The 20,466-nt window shown below is 67.3% G+C and carries 17 protein-coding genes; 6 read left to right on the forward strand and 11 right to left on the reverse strand.

The genetic code is table 11. The features are described from left to right. Nucleotides 1–123 precede the first annotated feature (123 nt). The 3 genes from AB4Y67_RS07755 to AB4Y67_RS07765 all read right to left on the reverse strand — a co-directional run bounded on the left by AB4Y67_RS07755 (nt 124) and on the right by AB4Y67_RS07765 (nt 3,782). Nucleotides 124–1,335 (reverse strand): NAD(P)-dependent malic enzyme, encoded by a 1,212-nt coding sequence (locus AB4Y67_RS07755; RefSeq protein WP_441405202.1) that lies wholly within the window; start codon nt 1,333–1,335, stop codon nt 124–126. A 302-nt stretch (nt 1,336–1,637) separates the two neighbouring features. Further along, on the reverse strand, nt 1,638–2,273 hold the full coding sequence (locus AB4Y67_RS07760) for a TetR/AcrR family transcriptional regulator (protein ID WP_441405203.1): 636 nt from the start codon (nt 2,271–2,273) through the stop codon (nt 1,638–1,640). A 192-nt stretch (nt 2,274–2,465) separates the two neighbouring features. Further along, entirely contained in the window at nt 2,466–3,782 is a 1,317-nt protein-coding gene (locus AB4Y67_RS07765) for an MFS transporter (RefSeq protein WP_441405204.1), read from the reverse strand. Between the two features lie 112 nt (nt 3,783–3,894). Here AB4Y67_RS07765 and rraA point away from each other — a divergent pair, with 112 nt between their 5' ends. Both rraA and AB4Y67_RS07775 read left to right on the forward strand, forming a co-directional pair. Beyond that, on the forward strand, nt 3,895–4,371 hold the full coding sequence (gene rraA / locus AB4Y67_RS07770; protein WP_441405205.1) for a ribonuclease E activity regulator RraA: 477 nt from the start codon (nt 3,895–3,897) through the stop codon (nt 4,369–4,371). Between the two features lie 290 nt (nt 4,372–4,661). After that, the gene (locus AB4Y67_RS07775) at nt 4,662–6,137 is read left to right on the forward strand and encodes a sugar porter family MFS transporter (protein ID WP_441405206.1); all 1,476 of its coding nucleotides are present in this window, start codon (nt 4,662–4,664) and stop codon (nt 6,135–6,137) included. 114 nt (nt 6,138–6,251) lie between these two features. Here AB4Y67_RS07775 and AB4Y67_RS07780 read toward each other — a convergent pair whose 3' ends face one another. The 5 genes from AB4Y67_RS07780 to AB4Y67_RS07800 form a co-directional block, all read right to left on the reverse strand. Then, the gene (locus tag AB4Y67_RS07780) at nt 6,252–7,478 is read right to left on the reverse strand and encodes an MFS transporter (RefSeq protein WP_441405207.1); all 1,227 of its coding nucleotides are present in this window, start codon (nt 7,476–7,478) and stop codon (nt 6,252–6,254) included. A gap of 38 nt (nt 7,479–7,516) precedes the next feature. Beyond that, on the reverse strand, nt 7,517–8,002 hold the full coding sequence (locus AB4Y67_RS07785) for a MarR family winged helix-turn-helix transcriptional regulator (RefSeq protein WP_441405208.1): 486 nt from the start codon (nt 8,000–8,002) through the stop codon (nt 7,517–7,519). A gap of 183 nt (nt 8,003–8,185) precedes the next feature. After that, nucleotides 8,186–9,334: a mannitol-1-phosphate 5-dehydrogenase gene (locus tag AB4Y67_RS07790; RefSeq protein WP_441405209.1), complete on the reverse strand. Its 1,149-nt coding sequence runs from the start codon at nt 9,332–9,334 to the stop codon at nt 8,186–8,188. Beyond that, a complete protein-coding gene (locus AB4Y67_RS07795) occupies nt 9,334–11,331 on the reverse strand; it encodes a PTS mannitol transporter subunit IICBA (RefSeq protein ID WP_441405210.1) in 1,998 nt (665 codons plus the stop codon). Before AB4Y67_RS07795 ends, AB4Y67_RS07790 begins: the two co-directional genes overlap by 1 nt. 58 nt (nt 11,332–11,389) lie before the next feature. Continuing rightward, nucleotides 11,390–12,118: a TetR/AcrR family transcriptional regulator gene (locus tag AB4Y67_RS07800; protein ID WP_441405211.1), complete on the reverse strand. Its 729-nt coding sequence runs from the start codon at nt 12,116–12,118 to the stop codon at nt 11,390–11,392. A gap of 201 nt (nt 12,119–12,319) precedes the next feature. Between AB4Y67_RS07800 and ptsP the strand changes: the two genes are divergently transcribed. From ptsP to AB4Y67_RS07815, 3 genes are all read left to right on the forward strand, one after another. After that, the gene (ptsP, locus tag AB4Y67_RS07805; protein WP_441405212.1) at nt 12,320–14,005 is read left to right on the forward strand and encodes a phosphoenolpyruvate--protein phosphotransferase; all 1,686 of its coding nucleotides are present in this window, start codon (nt 12,320–12,322) and stop codon (nt 14,003–14,005) included. A 41-nt stretch (nt 14,006–14,046) separates the two neighbouring features. Further along, a complete protein-coding gene (locus tag AB4Y67_RS07810; protein WP_441405213.1) occupies nt 14,047–14,409 on the forward strand; it encodes a helix-turn-helix domain-containing protein in 363 nt (120 codons plus the stop codon). 134 nt (nt 14,410–14,543) lie between these two features. After that, nucleotides 14,544–14,834, forward strand: a complete 291-nt coding sequence (locus AB4Y67_RS07815; protein ID WP_441405214.1) for a hypothetical protein — start codon at nt 14,544–14,546, stop codon at nt 14,832–14,834. A gap of 41 nt (nt 14,835–14,875) precedes the next feature. Here the strand turns inward: AB4Y67_RS07815 and AB4Y67_RS07820 are convergent, their stop codons facing one another. After that, nucleotides 14,876–16,096: a PucR family transcriptional regulator gene (locus tag AB4Y67_RS07820; RefSeq protein WP_441405215.1), complete on the reverse strand. Its 1,221-nt coding sequence runs from the start codon at nt 16,094–16,096 to the stop codon at nt 14,876–14,878. Nucleotides 16,097–16,351: 255 nt separating this feature from the next. On the opposite strand from AB4Y67_RS07820, the gene ald reads away from it, so the two are divergent. Continuing rightward, the gene (ald, locus tag AB4Y67_RS07825) at nt 16,352–17,470 is read left to right on the forward strand and encodes an alanine dehydrogenase (RefSeq protein ID WP_441405216.1); all 1,119 of its coding nucleotides are present in this window, start codon (nt 16,352–16,354) and stop codon (nt 17,468–17,470) included. Nucleotides 17,471–17,551: 81 nt separating this feature from the next. On the opposite strand, the gene AB4Y67_RS07830 is transcribed toward ald, so the two are convergent. Both AB4Y67_RS07830 and AB4Y67_RS07835 read right to left on the reverse strand, forming a co-directional pair. Beyond that, nucleotides 17,552–18,604, reverse strand: a complete 1,053-nt coding sequence (locus tag AB4Y67_RS07830; RefSeq protein WP_441405217.1) for a Gfo/Idh/MocA family protein — start codon at nt 18,602–18,604, stop codon at nt 17,552–17,554. A gap of 116 nt (nt 18,605–18,720) precedes the next feature. Then, on the reverse strand, nt 18,721–20,433 hold the full coding sequence (locus AB4Y67_RS07835; protein WP_441405218.1) for an ABC transporter family substrate-binding protein: 1,713 nt from the start codon (nt 20,431–20,433) through the stop codon (nt 18,721–18,723). Nucleotides 20,434–20,466: the final 33 nt, after the last annotated feature.

Genomic DNA, 20,466 nt, shown 5'->3' on the forward strand with positions numbered 1-20,466 from the left:
AGTCTAAGGTTCCCGGGCGGTACGGGACGGCGCCCCGACGGGCGCCGGAAGCCGGAAGCCGGAATGCGACGACGGCGCCGTTCCCCCAAGGAAGCGGCGCCGTCGTCGTCTGTTCAGGCGTGGTTACTCGGCTTCGACCGCCGCGGCGACGGCGGCGGAAACTGCCGGTGCCACCCGCGGGTCCAGCGGGCTGGGGACGATGTAGTCGGCGGACAGGTCCTCGTCGGCCAGCTCGGCGATGGCGCGGGCAGCAGCCAGCTTCATGGCCGGCGTGATCCGGCGGGCGCCGGCGTCGAGGGCTCCGCGGAAGATCCCGGGGAACGCGAGGACGTTGTTGATCTGGTTCGGGAAGTCGCTGCGGCCCGTGGCCACAACGGCAGCGTACTGGCGTGCAACCTCCGGCAGGACCTCCGGGTCCGGATTGGACAGCGCGAACACGATCGAGTCCTGGCTCATGAGCTTGAGGTGCTCCTCCGCCAGCTTGGACGAGGACACGCCGATGAACACGTCCGCATCCAGCAGGGCCTCGGCGGGGCCGCCGGAGACGCCGCGCGGGTTGCCTTCCGCGGCCAGCTGGGCCTTCTTGCTGGCGGGGTCGGCGGCGATGTCCGCACGCTCCGTGTTGAGAACGCCGCGGGAGTCCAGCAGCACAACGTCTGTGATCCCGGCGGCGAGCAGCATCTGCGCGACGGCGATCCCGGCGGCGCCGGCGCCCGAGACCACCACGCGCAGGGTCTCGATGTCACGGCCGGTCACCTTCGCGGCGCCGGTCAGGGCGGCGAGGACCACGACGGCGGTGCCGTGCTGGTCATCGTGCATGACGGGGCAGTCGAGGGCCTCGATGAGCTTGTCCTCGAGTTCGAAGCAGCGTGGCGCCGAGACGTCCTCGAGGTTGACGGCGCCGAAGCTCGGGCGCAGCCGGACGAGGGTCTCCACAATCTCGTCGACGTCGGTGGTGTTGAGCACCAGCGGGATGGAGTCGAGTTCGCCAAAGGCCTTGAACAGGGCCGACTTGCCCTCCATCACGGGCAGTGAGGCGCTGGCGCCAATGTCACCCAGGCCAAGGACAGCGGTGCCGTCGCTGACCACAACGACCAGTCGCTGGGCCCAGGTGAGGGTCTTGGCGAGTTCCGGGTTGGCGGCAATCGCGCGGCTGACCTGGGCAACACCCGGCGTGTAGGCGATGGAAAGGTCGCGCTTGCTGGCGAGCGGGACGGTGCTGGCGATGGAAAGCTTGCCGCCCTGGTGGGCGGCGAAAATTTCCTCGTCGCTGAGCACCGCTACGGGCTCTGCGGCGGAAGTGGCGTCGGTGGGGATGATCGTTTCAGTGGACACGTCGTTGTCTCCTGGGGCTCACCGTGGGCGTACGGCTCATGGAAGCTCAAGCACAGGCGTGCTCAAGATGGTCTGGGGGAACGTCGGCAGGGACCCGAGGTTGGTGGGTCTGCGGTGAAGCTCCGGTACTGCTGACGGCTGGGCCGCTCCGGTTCTGCAATGGTAAACAAAACGTCCCGGGCTCGAAGTGTCACACGACACACTCCCGCCGCTGGTGAAACGTTTATCCGGGCTTTTTGGTGAGCCGGATCACCGAAAAGTGCCGTTACTGCCGAGTATAAAATCAGATTGGTCTAGACCGGTTACGCGGCGGGACGGCTGGATGTCAGCAGCGCGCAGGCCTTTTTGAGGCCTTCCTCGGCTTCGAAGAGCGAAAGACGGCGGCAGCGGACGGACTGGACCAGTCCAGTGACGGTCAGCAGCAGGACCCGGGAGACGGCGGCGTCGCCGCTCACGGCAGTGACGGCCTTCTCGGCCGTGGAGTCGATCTCGCGGAGCAGCTTCGTCGTGTCTGTGTCCTTGGTGTAGACGGCCTTGTTCAGGCACTGCTCCACCGCCGGCTGCATAAGGCGCATGTGGAAGATTTCCATCACGACGCCGACGGTCGCCTGGGCCGGAACGTCGCCCGCGGCGTTCCCCGCTGCCGGTTTCGCTGAGCGTCCCGCGGGCCTCTTCGCCGGCGCGGCGGACGTGCCCGCGGCTGGAGCGGCCGGGGAGTTGGCTGCGTGCAGTTCAGTGAGCTGCTTGCGGTAGAGCGCCAGCACCAGCTGGGTGGCGGAGGGAAAGTAGCGGTACAGGGTGCCCAGGGGAACGTCGGCCTTGGCGGCGACTTCGGAGAGGACCACGGAGTCCAGGCCCTTGCGGGCGAACCCGGCGGCGACGTCGAGGATCCTGGTGTAGCGGAGCCGTTGCCGGGGCAGGGTGGGCGGCGGGGCCATCGGAGGAAGTTCTGAGTGGAATTCAGGCATCAGCAGCGTTCCGGGGTCGGTTTTCTCGGCAGACGTGAGGGATCCCCCACAGCGCTGCCGCGGCAATTGCCGTCAACTATACGCCACGCTCTCGGGCGCCGATCCAGTCACTGGCAGCGCTGGAAGTACCCGGACGGGGCCTCCCCGGCCGCAGGTTCGGGCCTATTCAACGCCCTTGATTTTGACCACGAACACGGCCCCCAGCAGCCCGATCACCGCGGCCGCCACATACAGCGAAACGTAGCCGCCCCACATCGTCACGAAGGGGAAGGCGATGAGCGGGGCGAGCACCTGGGGCAGGGAATTGGCGATGTTGAGGACGCCCAGGTCCTTGCCCCGGTTCAGCGCCGCCGGGAGCACCTGCGTGATGAGGGCGAAGTCCACCGCGAGGTAGCAGCCGAAACCGATGCCCAGCACCGAGGCGCCCAGCAGGGCGCCGGTCCAGTTCGGCGCGAATGCGAGGATCAACGAGGCCACCGCAATGACCACCGAGGAGATGATCACGAGCGGCTTCCGCTTTCCCATCCGGTCGCTCAGCCGGCCGCCGATCACACTGGTGATGATCACCATCACCGCGTACAGCCCGGTCAGGATCAGCACGCCGAGCTCCGGCGCGATGCCTTGGGTCTCTTCGAGGTGGACGGCGTCCTTGAGGAAGAACAGCAGGTAGAGGGTGACCATGTGGTTGCCGATGTTCACCAGGAGCCGGGTCAGCCAGGCCCAGGCGAAGTCCGGGTAGAGCACCGGGGAAATCCAGAAGCCCCTGGCGAAGCCGGCCAGACTGAACGGCGGGCGCGCCCCCGCGGGGAGCGGGACGTCGTCGTTCCTGAAGAAATACAGCACGACGCCGGCCAGCAGCGCCACGGCGCAGACCAGATAGCCGACGGCGAAGTTCCCTGTCACCGCCGCGGCGATCACCGCGCCGGCAAGGATGCCGACCGTCTGTCCCATGGCGGCCAGGCCACCCACCGTGCCGCGCTGGGCCACCGGAACGCGGTCCGGGATGGCGGCGGTGATGGCGGCATAGGCCCCGTTGCAGCCGGCCTGGACGAGGCACCAGAGCAGGGTCATGACGGCCACGTTCGGCGCACCCGCCAGCGCAATCAGGGCCGCGGCGCCGAGGACGGCCCCGAAGAGGACCCACGGGACCCTGCGGCCCCGGCGGGACGTCGTGCGGTCGCTGAAAGCGCCGAACAGGGGGTTGGCCACGAGTGACACCGCCGCACCGGCACCCGTCACGAGGGCGAGGATCGCTTCCTTGTCGCCTTCGCTGAACGCTGCGGCCTGCTGGCCGAGGAGCACCTGGATCGGGCCGAAGAATGCCGCGTTGATGCCCAGGTTGACGAGGACGACGCCGGCAATCCAGACCGGGCGGACGGCCCGTTCGGGTTCGGCGAGCGCCACCGCCGTCGTGCTTTCGGCGGCGAGACCGGCAAGGGCAGGGTCCGGTGCTGCTCCGGGCGTATCGGACAGGCTCATGGAATTCGGTTCCCCCCCCGGAAACGGATGACGCAGACTGAAGATCAGTGTGGAGCCAGACTATCGTGGGGATCACGATCCGCCCCCCTATTTCCACCGCACAGGAGAACCGATGGCCGCATCCGCCGTAAATACCGCCGACCTCTTCGACGAACGCGGCGAGGAGCTTGAATCCGTGGCCCTGCAGTTCCAGTCGCTGGGCGGCCACACGCACTTCAGCGGCCCGGTGCGGACCATCCGCTGCTTCGAGGACAACGCCCTGGTGAAGTCCACCCTCGCCACACCCGGCGACGGCGCGGTCCTTGTCGTGGATGGCGGCGGATCGCTGCGCACGGCACTGATGGGGGACCTGATCGCGGCGAGCGCCGTGGCTAACGGCTGGGCCGGCGTCGTCATTAACGGTGCCATCCGGGACCGGACGGCAATCGCCGGGCTGCCGCTCGGGGTGAAGGCGCTGGGGAGCAACCCGCGCAAGAGCGCCAAGACCGGCGCCGGCGAGGCCGACGTCGAACTGGAGATCGACGGCGTCGTCCTCCGGCCCGGCGCGATGATGTGGTGCGATCCGGACGGGATCCTGGTCGAGCGGTAAGGTCTGCTCCCGGCGGCCCGTGGCGTCACGGCAGGCAGCTTTTCGATGTGCCTGCCGATGCGGATCCGCGGAATTCCAGGGAATGTGCGGGGTTGAGCGGCCTAAAGAGTGCGCCGCGTGACGTTCCCGTCTCACCTCGAAGCGGACGACGGCGGAGCCCGCGCGCCGCGCCGGGCAACTGTATGTTTCCTCTCACTTTTTGAGGCGTGTGACAGGCGTCGCTTCGGCTCTGGTGTAAGACTGGGTAGCTGCGGCGCAGGCCGTGGAACGCGAAATGCCGAGGGAGCCAGATGACCACCACCCAAGACCAGACCGCAGCCAAGATCCCCAAGCGGGTCATTTGGCTGGCCGTGGCGGGCGCCGTCGGCGGCTTCCTCTTCGGCTTCGACTCTTCGGTGGTCAACGGCGCCGTCGACGCCATCAAGGACGAGTTCGCGCTCAGCGAGGCCGTGACCGGCTTCGCTGTGGCCGTGGCCCTCCTCGGCTGCGCGGCGGGCGCCTATCTGGCCGGCAAGGTCGCCGACCGCTACGGCCGCATCCCCGCCATGAAGATCGGTGCGCTGCTGTTCCTGGTCAGCGCGATCGGGACGGGCTTTGCCTTCAGCGTGTGGGACCTCATCTTCTGGCGTCTCGTCGGAGGCCTGGGCATCGGCCTGGCCTCCGTGATCGCCCCGGCCTACATCTCCGAGATCTCCCCGCGCCACGTCCGCGGACGCCTGGCGTCGCTCCAGCAGCTCGCCATCACCACCGGTATCTTTGCCGCGCTTCTTTCGGACGCCCTGTTCGCGAACTTCGCCGGCGGCGCCGACCAGGTCCTCTGGTTCGGCATCGAGGCCTGGCGCTGGATGTTCCTCGCCGGCGCCGTGCCCGCCGTCGTGTACGGCTGGATTGCCTACACGCTGCCCGAGTCGCCGCGGTTCCTGGTGTTCCAGGGCAAGGATGAGGAAGCCCTCAAGGTCTTCCAGTCCATCGCCCCGGACGAGGACACGGACCGCCACCTGCGCGACATCAAGAAGGCCATCGAGGAGGACAAGGTCGCGGGCCAGAAGGGTTCCCTGCGCGGCAGGGCCTTCGGCCTGCAGCCCGTGGTGTGGATCGGCATCATCCTGTCGGTGCTGCAGCAGTTCGTCGGCATCAACGTGATCTTCTACTACTCCACCACCCTGTGGAAGGCTGTCGGCTTCCAGGAGAAGGACTCCCTGACGATCTCCGTGGCCACTGCGGTCACGAACATCCTGGTGACCCTCGTGGCGATCGCCCTCGTGGACCGGATCGGCCGGCGGCCCATCATGCTCGCGGGTTCCATCGGCATGGCCGTCTCCCTCGGCACCATGGCCGTGGCCTTCGGATCCGCCACCGGGACCGGCGACGCGATTTCGCTGCCCGGCGCGTGGGGCCCGGTGGCGCTGGTGGCCGCCAACGTCTTTGTCATCAGCTTCGGCGCCTCCTGGGGCCCGCTGGTCTGGGTGCTGCTGGGCGAGATCTTCCCGTCCCGGATCCGCGCCCGCGCCCTGGGCCTCGCCGCAGCCGCGCAGTGGATCGCCAACTTCGCCATCACCCTCAGCTTCCCGGTCATGGCGGCGGCCTCGCTGCCCCTGACGTATGCCATGTACGCGATGTTCGCGGCGGCGTCGTTCTTCTTCGTGAAGTTCAAGGTGCCGGAGACCAACGGAATGTCCCTGGAACAGGCCGAGACCCTGTTTGTGCCCAAGGGTTCGGCGAAGGGTTCGGCGAAAGACTCCTCGAAGGAGTCCGCGAAGGCCTGAGCCGGACCGCGTAAGGTCGCCCTGCACCCGGCGACACGACACGAACGCCCATGCTTCCCTGGAAGCATGGGCGTTCTTCGTCATGGCTGCGGCTTCTGCATGAAGCCAGGCTTGCTAAAGCACGTGCGGCTCGTGCGCCGTGAGGTAGCGCCTCCCGCCAAAGACCACAGCAATCGCGGCCACCATGGCCACGGCGCCGGCGAAGAAGGGCACCTGCGGGCCGAAGTGCTCGCCCAGCTGCGCGGCGGCAAAGGGTGCCAAGGCGCCGCCCATCCAGCGCACGAAGTTGTAGCCGGCGGAGGCCACCGGCCGCGGCGAATCGGAAACACCCATGGCCAGCTCTGTGTAGATGGTGTTGTTGACGCCCAGCAGCGCCCCGGAAATGACCACGAGGACGACGACGGCGGGAACCGAGTGCCCGGCGGCCAGGCCCAGCCCCACCAAATCCAGCATCAGGAGGACCAGGGTGCCGGTCAGGACCCGGACCGCTCCGATGCGGTTCTGCAGCACAGGGGCGGCGAACACCGAGAAGACAGCGACCGCGACGCCCCAGCCGAAGAACACCCCGCCGATCCCGTAGGCGTCCATGCCCAGGATGAAGGGCGTGAAGGCGAGGACGGTGAAGAAGCCGTAGTTGTAGAACAGGCCGCTGGCCGCCGTCGTCCGCAGCCCCCTGTGCCCGAGGGCCAGCAGCGGATCACGGAGCCGGACTTTGCGTTCGGGCAGCGGGGTCTTGGGCAGCAGGGCAATGAGGGCGATGAACGCAGCGGCCATCAGCACGGCCGTGCCGAAGAACGGGGCACGCCACTGCCAGCCGCCCAGCAGGGCGCCCAGCAGCGGGCCGAGGGAAATCCCCAGGCCGAGGGCGGCCTCGTACAGGATGATCGCCGTGCCGGCCCCGCCGCTCGCGACGCCGACAATCACCGCCAGCGCCGTGGCCACGAACAAGGCGTTGCCCAGCCCCCAGCCGGCCCGGAAGCCGATCAGCTCAGCAACACTGCCTGAGGTGCCGGACAGCGAGGCGAACACAACGATCACTGCCAGTCCGATCAACAGCGTCCGCTTCCCGCCGATCCGGGATGAGACGTAGCCGGTGATCAGCATGGCGACCGCGGTCACCAGGAAATAGCTCGTAAAGAGCAGTGACACCTGGCTCGGGGAGGCATCCAGGTTCTTGGCGATCGCCGGCAGGATGGGGTCCACCAGCCCGATGCCCATAAAGGCGAACACCGCCGCGAGGGCCGTCGCCCACACCGCCTTGGGCTGTTTGAGTAGCGAGGTCTTCTCGGCCTCGAGCGTGACTTCGGCTGCCGGCAGGGTGTCGGCGGGGTGGCCGTCCATGGGCGGAACTCCTAAATGATGGAAACTTCGGTTGGATATTAGGCCTGGAGCGTCGCGTTTATCCGGCCGATGACCGGAAGGGCGGCGGCCAGGGCGGCGCGGTCATCGTCCGAGAGGGACGAGAGGATGCCGGCCATGACGGCGTTGCGGCTCTCGTTGGCGGAGGCGACGGCGGCGAGGCCGGCTTCCGTAAGGGTCACACGGACGGCGCGGGAGTCGTCGGGGTCGGGTTCCCGGCGGGCGAGGCCGGCACGCTCGAGCTTGATGATCTGCTCGGTGGCGCTGGGCACTTTGACGCCGAGGTTCCGGGCGATTTCGCCCACCCGCACTCCGCCGGCGGAGGAAGCACTGCCACCTGGGCCGGGGGCGGCGTCCAGCAGCATCTTGAGCATGCTGAGCTGGGCGGCGCTGAGTTCGCCGTCGGCGTCGAGACGGCGGACGAGGTAGATGCTGTGGCGGAGGGCCTCGCGGAAGTCCTGGGCGAGGGCGAGGAGGCCGGGGTCAGCCGGTTCACTGGCGGTCATAGTTAGGTAGCCTAACAGTTAGGCAACCTAATGGTCAAGGAACCCCAGGGGTTGCCCTATCACTCTGAGTGGCCAAACCCGCCGGATGGCAACCCAGAGTGATAGCGCAACGGCTTAAAAACGCCGACGCCGGAACTCGGGGGAGCTCCGGCGTCGGCGGCATGCTTCGGCGATGGGAACAGACTAGACGGCGGCCTTGGCCTCCTCGACGAGAGTGGAGACGGCCGGGAACAGCGGGTGGTCCGGGGCCAGGCCCGTGATCTTCGCCGCTGCCTCGTCCGCGCCCGTGGAGGCCAGGATCTTCCCGAGCTCCACTGCCTCGTCGTCGGCCGGGTCGTTGAAGCGCAGGGCTGCGGCGATCGCGCCGAGCAGGGCCTCCGGGACGATCCCGCGCTCGGCCAATTCCGCCGCGGGCCCGATGAAGCGTTCATGCCTGCTGAGCTTGCGCAGCGGCGCCCGGCCGACCCGTAGCACGGTGTCCGGCAGGTGTGGGTTGGAGAAGCGGCCCAGGATCTTCTGGACGTACGCCTCCTGCTCCTCACGGTTGAACCCGTGCTTGGCCACCAGGAGCTCCTTGGTTTCGTCCAGGACGGCGCGCACGTCGGCAGCGACGTCCTGATCGGCCATGGCCTCGGAAATCTTGCCGAGGCCTGCCTCGAAACCGAAGTAGGCCGCGGCGGCATGCCCGGTGTTCACGGTGAACAGTTTCCGCTCGATGTACGGTTCCAGGTCGTCCACGAAGGTCGCTCCCGGAATCACCGGTTCCTTGCCCGCGAACGGGGTCCGGTCGATGACCCATTCGTAGAAGGTCTCCACGGTAACGTCCAGGCCCTGCCCGGCCTCCTGGTTGGGCACGATCCGGTCCACCGCCGTGTTGGCGAACACGGCGGCGTCATCCAGGGCTCCGGCGGCCGGATCCCATTGGGCAGCCACTTCGGATTTCAGGATGTCGGTCGCGTTGATGGCGTTTTCGCACGCCATCACCTGCAAGGGGGCCAGTCCGGCGGCACGGGCTGCGATCCCCTTGGCGATCACGGGCGCCACGAACTTGAGGATGTGCGGCCCCACGGCGGTGGTGACGATGTCCGCCGTCGCGATTTCCGCGATGACGTCCGCCTCCTGGGTGCTGGAGTTCAGCGCGCGGAAGTTCTCCACGGCGCGGACGGCGGGGTTGTCCCCCACCTCGTGGACCCGGTAGGAGTCCGCCGCGGCAAGCTGGTTGATGAGGGCCTCCGCGACGTCCGCGAAAACCACCTCGTACCCCGCCTCGTGCAGCAGCAGGCCCACGAAACCGCGCCCGATGTTGCCGGCTCCGAAATGGACAGCCTTCACTATGAATTGACCTTTCCGAAGAGGGCCAGGACTTCCTCGACCGTGGTGGCCGCCTCAAGCTGGGCCACCTGGGCCTTGTTGGTGAAAACCTTGGCGATCGAGGACAGGATGTGCAGGTGTTCGTTGTTGACGCCGGCCACGCCGACCACGAACTTCACTTCCTTGCCGTTCCAGTCGATGCCGTTCGGGTAGCGGATCACCGATACCGCGGACTTCATGATGTGGTCCTTCGCGGCGTTGGTGCCGTGCGGGATGGCGAGGAAGCTGCCCATGTAGGTGGAGACGGATTCCTCGCGTTCGTGCATGGCGTCCACGTAGCCGGAGTCGACGGCGCCGCGGTCCAGCAGGAGCTGCCCGGCCTCGTCGATCGCGGCGTCACGCGTGGTGGCAGTGCCGTTGAGCACGACGCTCTCGGCGACCAAAATGCCGGCGGGACCCGTTTCCTCGGGAGCTTCGGGCGCCGCGGCGGCTGCAGCAGGTGCGCCAGCGGCCGAGTCGGCTTCCCCGTCCGTGTTGCTTGACCTGACCAGTTCCACGATCTCGTCGTACCGGGGGCTGTTCATGAAGTTGTCCACCGAGACGTGCACGGCGCTGGCGGTCACCGGCTTCGCCCGCTCCGTCAGGTCCTGGTGCGTGATGACGACGTCGTACGTGTCGCTGAGGTTGGCGATCGCGGAATTGGTGACCTTGACGTCCGGGAAGCCGGCTGCCTTGATCTTGTTCCGCAGCACCGAGGCGCCCATCGCGGACGAGCCCATGCCGGCGTCGCACGCAAAGACGATGTTCTTGACCGGTCCGGCGAGGACCGCAACGCCGGACGCGGATGCACCGGAGCCCGCGAGCATGGAGGACACCGAGCTCTTCTTGCCCTTCATTTCCTCCATCCGGTGCGTGGCCTCGTCGAGCTCTTCCTCTGCGGGCGCCTTACTGGCCTTCAGGATTACCGACGCGATCAGGAAGGAGACCGTGCAGGCCAACAGCACGGAGAGCGTCACGCCGAAGTAGCTGTTCGCCGGCGTCGCGGCCCAGACAGCGATGATGCTGCCCGGAGCAGCCGGGGAGCGGAGGCCGGCGCCGGTGACCACCAGTGTGAAGATTCCGGTCATACCGCCGCCGATTGCGGCGAGGATCATGATCGGCTTCATCAGTACGTACGGGAAGTAGATTTCGTGGATGCCGCCGACGAACTGGATCAAGGCAGCGCCGGGCGCGGTTGCCTTAGCCAGGCCCTTGCCAAAGATCGAGTAGGCGAGCAGGATGCCCAAGCCCGGACCGGGGTTGGCCTCGAGCAGGAAGAGGACGGACTGTCCCTGTGCCAGCGCCTGCTGGATTCCCAGCGGGGTCAGCACGCCGTGGTTGATGGCGTTATTCAGGAAAAGGACCTTGGCGGGTTCGATGAAGATGCTGGTCAGTGGCAGAAGTCCGTTGTTGACCAGGAACTGGACCACGTTCCCGGCGGCTTGGCTGAATGCCGAGACCAATGGTGAGATGCCGAAGAAGCCCAGCATCGCCAGCAGCGCGCCCCAGATACCAGCGGAGAAATTGTTCACCAGCATCTCGAAGCCGGGGCGGATCTTCCCTTCCCAGATGGAGTCGATCTTCTTCATGCTCCAGCCGCCGAGGGGACCCATGATCATGGCGCCAATGAACATTGGGATACCGGCGCCGACGATGACGCCGGTGGTGCCGATCGCGCCGACTACGCCACCGCGGTGACCGTAGACCATCTTGCCGCCGGTGTAGCCGATCAGGAGGGGCAGCAGGAACGTGATCATCGGACCGACGAGGCCCAGATTCGGCTCACCCGCGGCGTTGGTGCCGTAGCCGCCAAGCTCGGGGACGGGTAGCCAACCTTTCTCGATGAAGAGCGACGTGATGATGCCCCAGGCGATGAACGCCCCGATGTTGGGCATGATCATGCCGGACAGGAAGGTCCCGAATTTCTGGACGTGTACCCGCGCGCTGGTGCGTGGTTTCGCAACTGTCTCTGTTGCCATGTGAGTTCCTAACCGTCGTTCCCGCAGCTTTGCAGGATGGTCCGATAATTTCGCCGAGCTAGCTGGTGGAGCTGGTGGAGATCCGGTGGAGCCATTCGAGGAAAAGCTTGAGTTCCGAGCTGGAGAGCTGGTCCGAGTGCGATGACTGCAACGCCGCGTTCAGGGCGATGGCCGCCACCACCACCGAGGATTTCCCGGAGTCCTCCGGGCCGCTGTTCTTGGCCTGGTCCGAGGACACGGCAAAGATCATGGCGTCCCGGGTCATGGTGGACAGTTCGAGGTTGCGCTCGGGCGCCTTCTCCGTGATCAGCATCAGTGTCACGCCCACGTTGGCAGCCAGGATGCTCCTGGCAGCTTCGCGCGGGGGGACGTTGAGCTGGCCGGCGACGGCGGCCTTGTTCAGCATCTCCTCCATAAGGCCCTCGGCGTCGGCGACGACGGCCGGGCGGCTCTCGGGGCGGATATTGCCAAACATCACCAGGTACAGTTCCGGCTGCTTGAGCCCGAACTGCACGTGGTTGTCCCACATCCGCCGGATGTCTTCCAGCGGTTGTCCGGACGGCGCGAAGTCGCGTTCGCCCGCCACATACTCTTCAAAACCTGCCGCGACGACTGCGTCGAACAGCCCCTCCTTGTCACCGAAGTGGTGGTAGAGGGTCGGCGCTGTGACGCCGGCCAGCTGCGTGATCTGGCGGGTGGAAACGGTACCCCCGGCGGAGCTGGCCAACAACTCGGCGGCTGCACGGAGCAGCCGCGTCTTAGGCGGAAGCTGGCCATCGAAACTCATAACCGCTACCCTAGCACCTATAGCAACGCTATATGAAGTGCATCACATACAATTTTTTCAGGTGCCGGATCCGCCTGCCGACGTAGCTGTCGGCGGGCGCCGCCGGACGATCCGGGAGGGAACCTCCGCCCCGGTTCGGACGGCCCCGGCGTCACCYGACTTAATGGCTTACCGGCCCACGGCAGAGAATGAGGACCTTCAATGCAGAACTTCCCAGGAGTAGGCGTCAGCCCCGGCCGCATCATCGGAACGATCCGCCAGATGCCCAAACCCGTCAGCGAACCGCCGGCCGGGGAACAGTTGCCCGCAGGCGTCACGGCCGAGGATGCGACGGCGGCCCTTAAGGCCGCCGCGAAGGCCGTCCACGATGAGCTGAAGGCCCGCGCCGAGACGGTCAGCGGCGACGGGAAGGCAGTCCTGGAGGCCACTGCACTCATGGCCACGGACACCATGCTCCTGAAATCCGCGGCCAAACTGATCGGCCGTGGCACGTCCGGCCAGCGGGCCATCTGGGAGGCCGGCGGCTCGGTCTCGGAAATGCTGCACAACCTGGGCGGCTACATGGCGGAGCGCGCCACCGACGTCCTGGACGTCCGGGCCCGGATCGTAGCCGAGCTCCGCGGCGTCCCGGCCCCGGGCATTCCCTCCTCCCCCACCCCGTTTATCCTGATCGCCGAAGACCTGGCTCCGGCGGACACGGCCACCCTGGATCCGGAGAAGATCCTGGCGCTGCTCACGGCCGGCGGCGGACCGCAGTCCCACACCGCCATCATTGCCCGCTCGCTGGGACTCCCCGCCGTCGTGGCCGCCTCCGGAGTGGACCAGCTTCCGGACGGCACGGAAGTGTATGTGGACGGTGCCGCCGGCCTGATCACGGCGGACCCGGATGACTCCCAACGGGCCGCCGCCGAACACTGGGCCGCCACCGCCTCGCTGCTGGCCGACTTTGACGGCACCGGCGCGACGGCGGACGGGCACCTCGTGCCGCTGCTCGCCAACGTCGGCGGGGCCAAGGACGCAGTGGCCGCCGCGAAGCTCAACGCGCAGGGTGTGGGGCTTTTCCGGACCGAATTCTGCTTCCTCGAGCGGGACACCGAACCCACCGTGGACGAACAGGCCGCCGCGTACAAGGGCGTCTTCGACGCCTTTCCGGGCAAGAAGGTGGTGCTCCGGACGCTCGACGCGGGCGCGGACAAGCCGCTGCCCTTCCTCACCGACGCCACGGAACCGAACCCCGCCCTCGGCGTGCGCGGTTACCGCACTGATTTCACGACGCCGGGCGTGCTGGAACGCCAGCTGCAGGCCATCGCCCGGGCGGAACAGGAATCCGAGGCGGACGTCTGGGTGATGGCGCCGATGATTTCCACCGCGGAGGAGGCCGCCCGGTTCGCCACACTGTGCGCCGAGGCCGGGATCAAGACCCCCGGAGTCATGGTGGAAGTACCGTCGGCGGCGCTCACCGCCGAGGCCATCCTCCGGGAGGTCGGGTTCGCGAGCCTGGGCACCAACGACCTCACCCAGTACGCCATGGCCGCCGACCGCCAGCTCGGCCCGCTCGCGGCCCTCAACACGCCGTGGCAGCCGGCCGTCCTGCGGCTGGTTGGACTGACCGTCGAGGGTTCCGCCGCGGAAGGCTCCAGCAAGCCCGTCGGCGTGTGCGGTGAGGCCGCCGCGGACCCGGCCCTCGCCGTCGTCCTGACCGGGCTCGGCGTCTCGACGCTGTCCATGACGGCCCGGTCGCTCGCCGCCGTGGCTGCGGTGCTGAAGACCGTCACCCTGGCCGAGGCGCAGGAGCTGGCCAAGCTGGCCCTCTCCGCACCGAGCGCCACCGAGGCCCGCGCCTGGGTCCGGGCCAAGCTGCCGGTCCTTGAGGAACTGGGCCTGTAACCGAAGCGCTGGCCCCCGCCCGGGGCGCTAGGATGCACTCCATGACACTGATTGCTCCCCGGGTGGCCGCCGCCCTTCCGGCCGAGGACGCGCAGAAACTCCAGTACGCCCTCAACGGCAGCGACGACATCACGGTGTTCGTCGACGGGACCGTGCACCGGCTGCCAGCCCAGGCGCGGGACGCCGTCGTCGACCTGCTGGCGCGCTTCAGCCGGGGCGAGGCGGTCACGGTCAGCAGCGTGGAGGAAATGCTGACCACGTCCCGGGCCGCGGAGCTGGCGGGCATCTCGCACACCTATCTGCGGAACATGACGGACCGCGGCGAAATCCCAGTGGAGTACCGGGGCACGCACCGGCGGATCCGGCTCGCCGACATCATGGCCTGGCTGGAAAAGCAGAAATAGAACAATTCCGCCGACGATGCACCGGGCCCCGGGGATGACGGTGCCGCCGATGCTTCGTGACGGCGTGATAAGGATCAAACAACGATCCCGGCCCGGCGCGGAGGAGCGCGGAGGGCCGGGGTTACGCTTGGATTGTGGGTAAGTTCAGAGGGTGGCACATCGTGGCAGGCATTGCCGCCATGGTGCTCACCGGCATCCTCGGAACCGCGATGGGGCTGAATAATACGGCGGCCTTTATGTCCAGCTGTGTGGCGTTTGTAGCTGTCGCGCTGTGGACGGACAGCCGGATCACGCTCCGCAGGAGACAAAGGGCGCGCGCACTGGCGCGTGAGACGGCGGAGGCAGCCGGCCGTGACGACGTCCGCCCCGAGCAGGACCGCCAGTTCGGCGCCGAACCTCCGAACCGCGAGGGCCGCGGCACCTGAAGCCGCCAGATCCAAAACCGCCGGACCCAAAGCCCATCGGGCTAGATCCGGGGCCGGTCCGCCCAGCGCCGCGCCTTCAGGGCCGCGTGGAGTTCCAGCCGCACCATTCCCTTGAGCGGATCGACGCCGAGCAACTGCCGGATCCGGCCCAGCCGGTTGTAGACGCTGCTCCGGTGCAGATGCAGCTTGTCCGCCACTTCCTGGACTGAGCCGTCGTTGTCGTAGAAGAGTTCCAGGACGGGCAGCAGTTCGTGGTTCCGGTCGTGGTCCTCCAGAAGGCGGAAGTAGACCGAGCCAGCGTCCGCCCACGCCCCAGCTCCGCCGCCCGCCGAGGCCAGCAGCTGGTAGATTCCGGTGGCGCGGCAGTCCACGAGTTCCCCCAGCTGGGGATCCACCGCCGCGGCCTGGGCGGCCTGACGGGACTGTCGGTAGGCGTCGGCTAGTTCCCGCGGCCGGGCGAAGCCCTCGGAGGTTCCGAGGATGATCCGATGCACCGCCCGGCCGGAGCGTTTGGCCAGCTCCAGCTGGTAGTGGACCAGCACCTGGGCGTGGTCCGCCCGGCCGGTGGACTCCTTGAACAAGACGACGGAGTGGGTCTCCGTGCCGGCGCTGAACAGGGCGGCATCCACACCGATGGTGGCCTGCAGCGCCGCGGAGCGGTGGATCAGCGTGGAGGCGATCGGGTCCGATCCCTCCACCCAGCCGTCGGCGTCGAGTACTGTCACGAGCTGCCAGGGACCGCGCCCCTGGACTTCCTTCCAACCGCCCACGGCCGCGACGGCGTTGGACTCGCCCCGGCAGGCGGCCAGGAATTCCTGCTCGCGGCGGCGGCGGAACTCGGATTCGGCGGTGTTGGATTCCAGCAGCAGGGTTGAGAGCTGTTCGAGTTCCGGTGCCACCTCTGGCAGCTGGGCGAGGACCGACGTCGCGTTTGGCTCGTCGGCCTCCAGCTGGACCCACAGGTAGCCCACCCGGAAGCCGCGCAGCAGCAGGGGAACGCAGACGCGGCCCAGCATCCCGAGCTCCTCGTTCGCCGGCACCACCACAGGCCGAACCGCTGTCGCGATCCCGTGCGAGAGCTGCCAGGCGCTGACGTCCAACGCGACGCGTTTGGTGAGCAGGAAGTTCACCCGGACGCGGTCCGCGTGCGATTGGTTGGAGCTGTAGGCGAGCAGCAGACCGTCGAGATCCTCGAGGGAGAGGCCGCGGCCCAGTTTTAGTGCGACCTGCTCCACGAGCTGTTCGACGTCCTGCTGCTGCATCCTGCAACATTACTGCCGTTTCCTCCCCGGCTGGGAATGCGGCGGCTAACACCCCACAACGGACAGCAGGCGACACCTGACGTTTGGCGCTTCGACATTTGTCCAGCCCGCTAATTGGAAAACCCCGGAATTCCGCGGGACCCCGGTGCTGCCGTCCGGCCGGGCCTGTAGCCTGCCTCACAGTGGGATTTATTCTGGAAGTACGACTTCCCCCACACATCCAGGCCCACAAGGCCGCCAGCAATGGAGCCCCACATGATCATCGGTGTCCCCAAAGAGATCAAGAACAACGAATTCCGCGTCGCCATCACGGCTGCCGGCGTCCACGAATTCCGCACCCACGGCCACTCGGTCCTGGTGGAGCGCGGCGCTGGTCTGGGCTCGGGCATCACGGATGAGGAGTACGCCATCGCCGGCGCCGAGATCGTCGTCGAAGCCGATGACGTCTGGTCCCGCGCCGACATGGTCCTGAAGGTCAAGGAGCCGGTCAAGGCCGAATACCACCGCTTCCGCAAGGGCCTGGTCCTCTTCACCTACCTGCACCTCGCGGCCGAGCCCGAGCTGACCCAGGCGCTCATCAACAGCGGCGTCACCGCCATCGCCTACGAGACCGTCCAGGAAGGCCGCGCCCTGCCGCTGCTCGCCCCGATGTCGGAGGTCGCGGGCCGCCTGTCCGTCCAGGTCGGCGCCACCTCGCTGATGGCCCCGGCCGGCGGCAAGGGTGTGCTGCTCGGCGGCGTCCCGGGCGTCCGCCCGGCCAAGGTGGTTGTCCTCGGCGCCGGCGTTGCCGGGACCAACGCCGCCGCCATGGCCCTGGGCCTCGGCGCCGACGTCACCATCCTGGACATCAACATCAACCGCCTGCGCGAACTGGATGCCCAGTACCAGGGCCGCTTGAAGACCGTGGCGTCCAACGCCTACGAGATCGAGAAGTCCGTTGTCGACGCCGACCTCGTGATCGGTTCCGTGCTGATCCCCGGCGCCAAGGCCCCGAAGCTGGTCACCAACGAGCTCGTCTCCCGCATGAAGCCCGGCTCCGTGCTGGTGGACATCGCCGTGGACCAGGGCGGTTGCTTCGAGGACACGCACCCCACCACGCACCAGGAACCGACGTACAAGGTCCACAACACGATCTTCTACTGCGTTGCCAACATGCCGGGCGCCGTCCCGAACACCTCCACGTACGCGCTGACCAACGTCACCCTGCGCTACGCCGTCGCCCTGGCCAACCTGGGCGTCAAGGCCGCGTTCGAACGCGACGCCGCCCTCGCCGCCGGGCTCAACATCGCTGGCGGCAAGGTGGCGCACCGCTCGGTCTCCGAGGCGCACAACCTGCCCCTGGTTGCCGACTGGCACGAGCTCGTTTCCGCGTAACCAGCCGCCAAAACAGCATCGGCTGTTCCGTTACCGCCCTTTTGGACCCCAAAAGGGCGGTATGGGCCAGTCGATTGCTGTTTAAGCCAGCGACCGGGCCTGTTCGATCAGCCGCAGGACCTCCACCGGCCCGGCCGGGTCCACGGGGACGGGCAGTGACGATCCCGCCCCGCCGCCGATGATTTTCTCCGCCAGGATCCGGTAGAACTCCGGGTAGGCGCCGCGCTCGGTGGGCAGCCGGTCCAGGTGCCCGTCCCGGCCGAGGTGCCCGGCCCACTCACGGTCTTCGACCCCGTAGTCCGGGTCCAGGGGGCTGCCGCCGGCCACGATGAAGGGTTCCTGCGGGTCAATCCCGTGCTTGGTGAAGGCGCCGTCGCTGCCCAGCAGCCGGAAGCGCGGCGCCTGCTGGGCGCAGAGCATGTTCATCCACAGGTGGCTCGTGACGCCGGATTCGTGCCGCAGGGCGAGGAACACGTCGTCGTCGGTCTTCTCCTCCGCCCGGCGCGCCGCCAGCTCCGCGTGGGTGACCGTGGCGGGTCCGAAGAGCTGTACGGCCTGGTCCAGCAGGTGGGTGCCGAGGTCGAACAGAACACCGCCGCCGTCGTCCGCCGTCGCGTCCGCTTTCCAGGCCTTGGCGACCGTCGGGGACCAGCGTTCGAAGCGGGATTCGAACCGGGCGACGGTTCCGAGTGCACCGCTGTCCAGCAGCCCGCGGACGGTCAGGTAATCGCCGTCCCAGCGCCGGTTTTGGAAGACCGTGAGCACGCGGCCCAGCTGCTCTGCGAGCCGGATGAGTTCCTCGCCTTCCGCGCTGCGCACCGTAAAAGGCTTGTCGACGACGACGTCGAGTCCGGCTTCCAGCGCTGCCTTCGCGAGCGGGTAGTGCGTGGCGGGCGGGGTTCCCAGGACCAGCAGGTCCAGTTCGCCGGCGAGCTCAAGGATGCCCGCAGGGGTGTCCACGATCCGGGCGCCGGGATACCGGTCGGATGCGGCGGACTGCCGGCCGGCGTCGGAAGTAGAGATCACGTCGAGCGAGTACGCGGGGTTGGCCGCGAGGAGAGGCGCGTGGAAGACGCTGCCTGATAGGCCGAAGCCGGCCACGGCAGCTCGGATGGGCCGGGAGTCATTTGTCATGGCTCCCACGCTACTCCCGCGCGCCTAGTCACGCGGCGTGTTAAGCGGCGAAGGCCGGCACCCCTGGAAGCCACGGGTGCCGGCCTTGCTTTTTCAGCTGTTCCTACTTCTGGGTGTTACTTCTTTTCCCAGCCGATGGTGGTCCAGTCCGGAACCTGGGACAGGCTCTTGAACAGGGACGGGCCGTAGTTGGCCAGGCCGGTGCGCACGAAGGAGATCTGCGGACCGTTCATGACGACACCCATGGAGAAGTACTTCTCCATGTGCTTCTTTTCAACTTCCATGGCTGCCTTGTTGCGCTCGGCATTGTCGGCAATGGTGGAGAGCTTCTTGATTTCGGCGTCCAGTTCGGCGTCGCCCAGTTCGTTCTCGTTCGTCTTGGAATCGTAGAACTGCTTGACGGCGTCGGTCGCGTCGGCGCCCACGGTGTAGCCGGAGACGCTCATGAAGAAGTCGCGGCTGCCCAGGACCTTGCCGAAGTCGGCGGAAGCCCGCTGGTCGATGCCGACATCCATGCCGCCGGCCTTGAGCTGGTTCTGCAGGGTCTGCGCGAAGGCCAGGGTGGTGGGATCGTCACCGAAGTTGCTGATCTTGAAGGCGGCGGGGACGCCGTCCTTCTCCATGACGCCTGCGGCGTTGGCCGTGTAGCCGGCGTCGGTGAGGACCTTCTTGGCGGCCTCGGCGCCGGTTTCCTTGACCGGGTAGTTGTCCTGGTAGTACTCGGAGAACGGCAGCAGCATCATCGATCCGGAGCTGGTTTCTTCCCAGTTCAGGCCGTTGAAGCGGACCTTGCGCAGCGCTTCGCGGTCGACGGCGGTGAAGATCGCCTTGCGGATCGCGACGTCGGTCATCGGCGCTTTCTGCGCGTTGAGGTTCAGGCCGCCTGCGAAGAGGCGCTGGCCGCGGCGGATTTCGGAGTTCTTGGTGCCGTCGAGCTGCTTGTACGGGGTGATGGTGTTTGCGGAAACGCCATCGATTTCGCCGTTCTTGAAAGCGGCGATTGCGGCGCTGCTCTCAAGCTGGCGGAAGACCACCTTTTCCAGGACCGGCTTGTTGCCCCACCACTTGTCGTTCTGGGCGAGCGTGACCGTCTTGGCGGCGCTGTCGTACTGGTCCAGCTTGAACGGGCCGGCCATCCATTCCGGGTGCATGTCCCCGGTGAAGCCTTCGTTGAAGATCGCCGGGGTGTTCACGGCCGGGTGGATCAGGCCGGTGAAGAGGGCGTCCAGCGGGTAGACCGGCTGGGTGGTGGTGACAACGACTTCCTTGGCGCTGGAACCGGCCTTGACGGAGTCAACGAACTCGTACGCGCCGGAGCTGACGATGTCGATGTCCTTGTTTTCACCCTTGAGCATGTTCCAGGTGTTCTCGAAGGCCTTGACGTCGATCGGCGTGCCGTCGTTGTAGGTGGCCTTCTCGTTCACCTTGATGGTGATGGTCTGCTTGCCGTCCTTGACCTCGCTCTTGACGTCTTCGCAGAAATCCTTGTTCGGCGTGGCGGTGCCGTCGAAATCGAAGTTCCAGCAGCCCCAGGTGCCGGCCTGGTCGATCGGGCGGTGCAGGGCGGTGTTGTCCGCGCTGTTGCCGTTGTTGGAGAAGCCGTTGAAGTCCGGACCGATGTTGCCCAGCGGCAGGGTGACGGTGCCGCCCGGCTGCAGGTCCTTGGCGTCCTTGGCGTTGATGCTGACGAGCTTGGCCAGGTCGCTTCCTGCGTCCTGGCCCTTGCCGGCGTCGGGACCTGTTGCGGCGCCGCCGCCACCGCCACAAGCGGTGAGCGCAAGCGCTGCCACGACGGCGGTAACGCCGCCGATCTTGGTCAGATTCTTCATGAGTTCCCCTTCATTCCATTTTTGGTGCGAGTT

Source organism: Arthrobacter sp. YAF17, assembly GCF_052113365.1.
Taxonomy (GTDB): domain Bacteria; phylum Actinomycetota; class Actinomycetes; order Actinomycetales; family Micrococcaceae; genus Arthrobacter.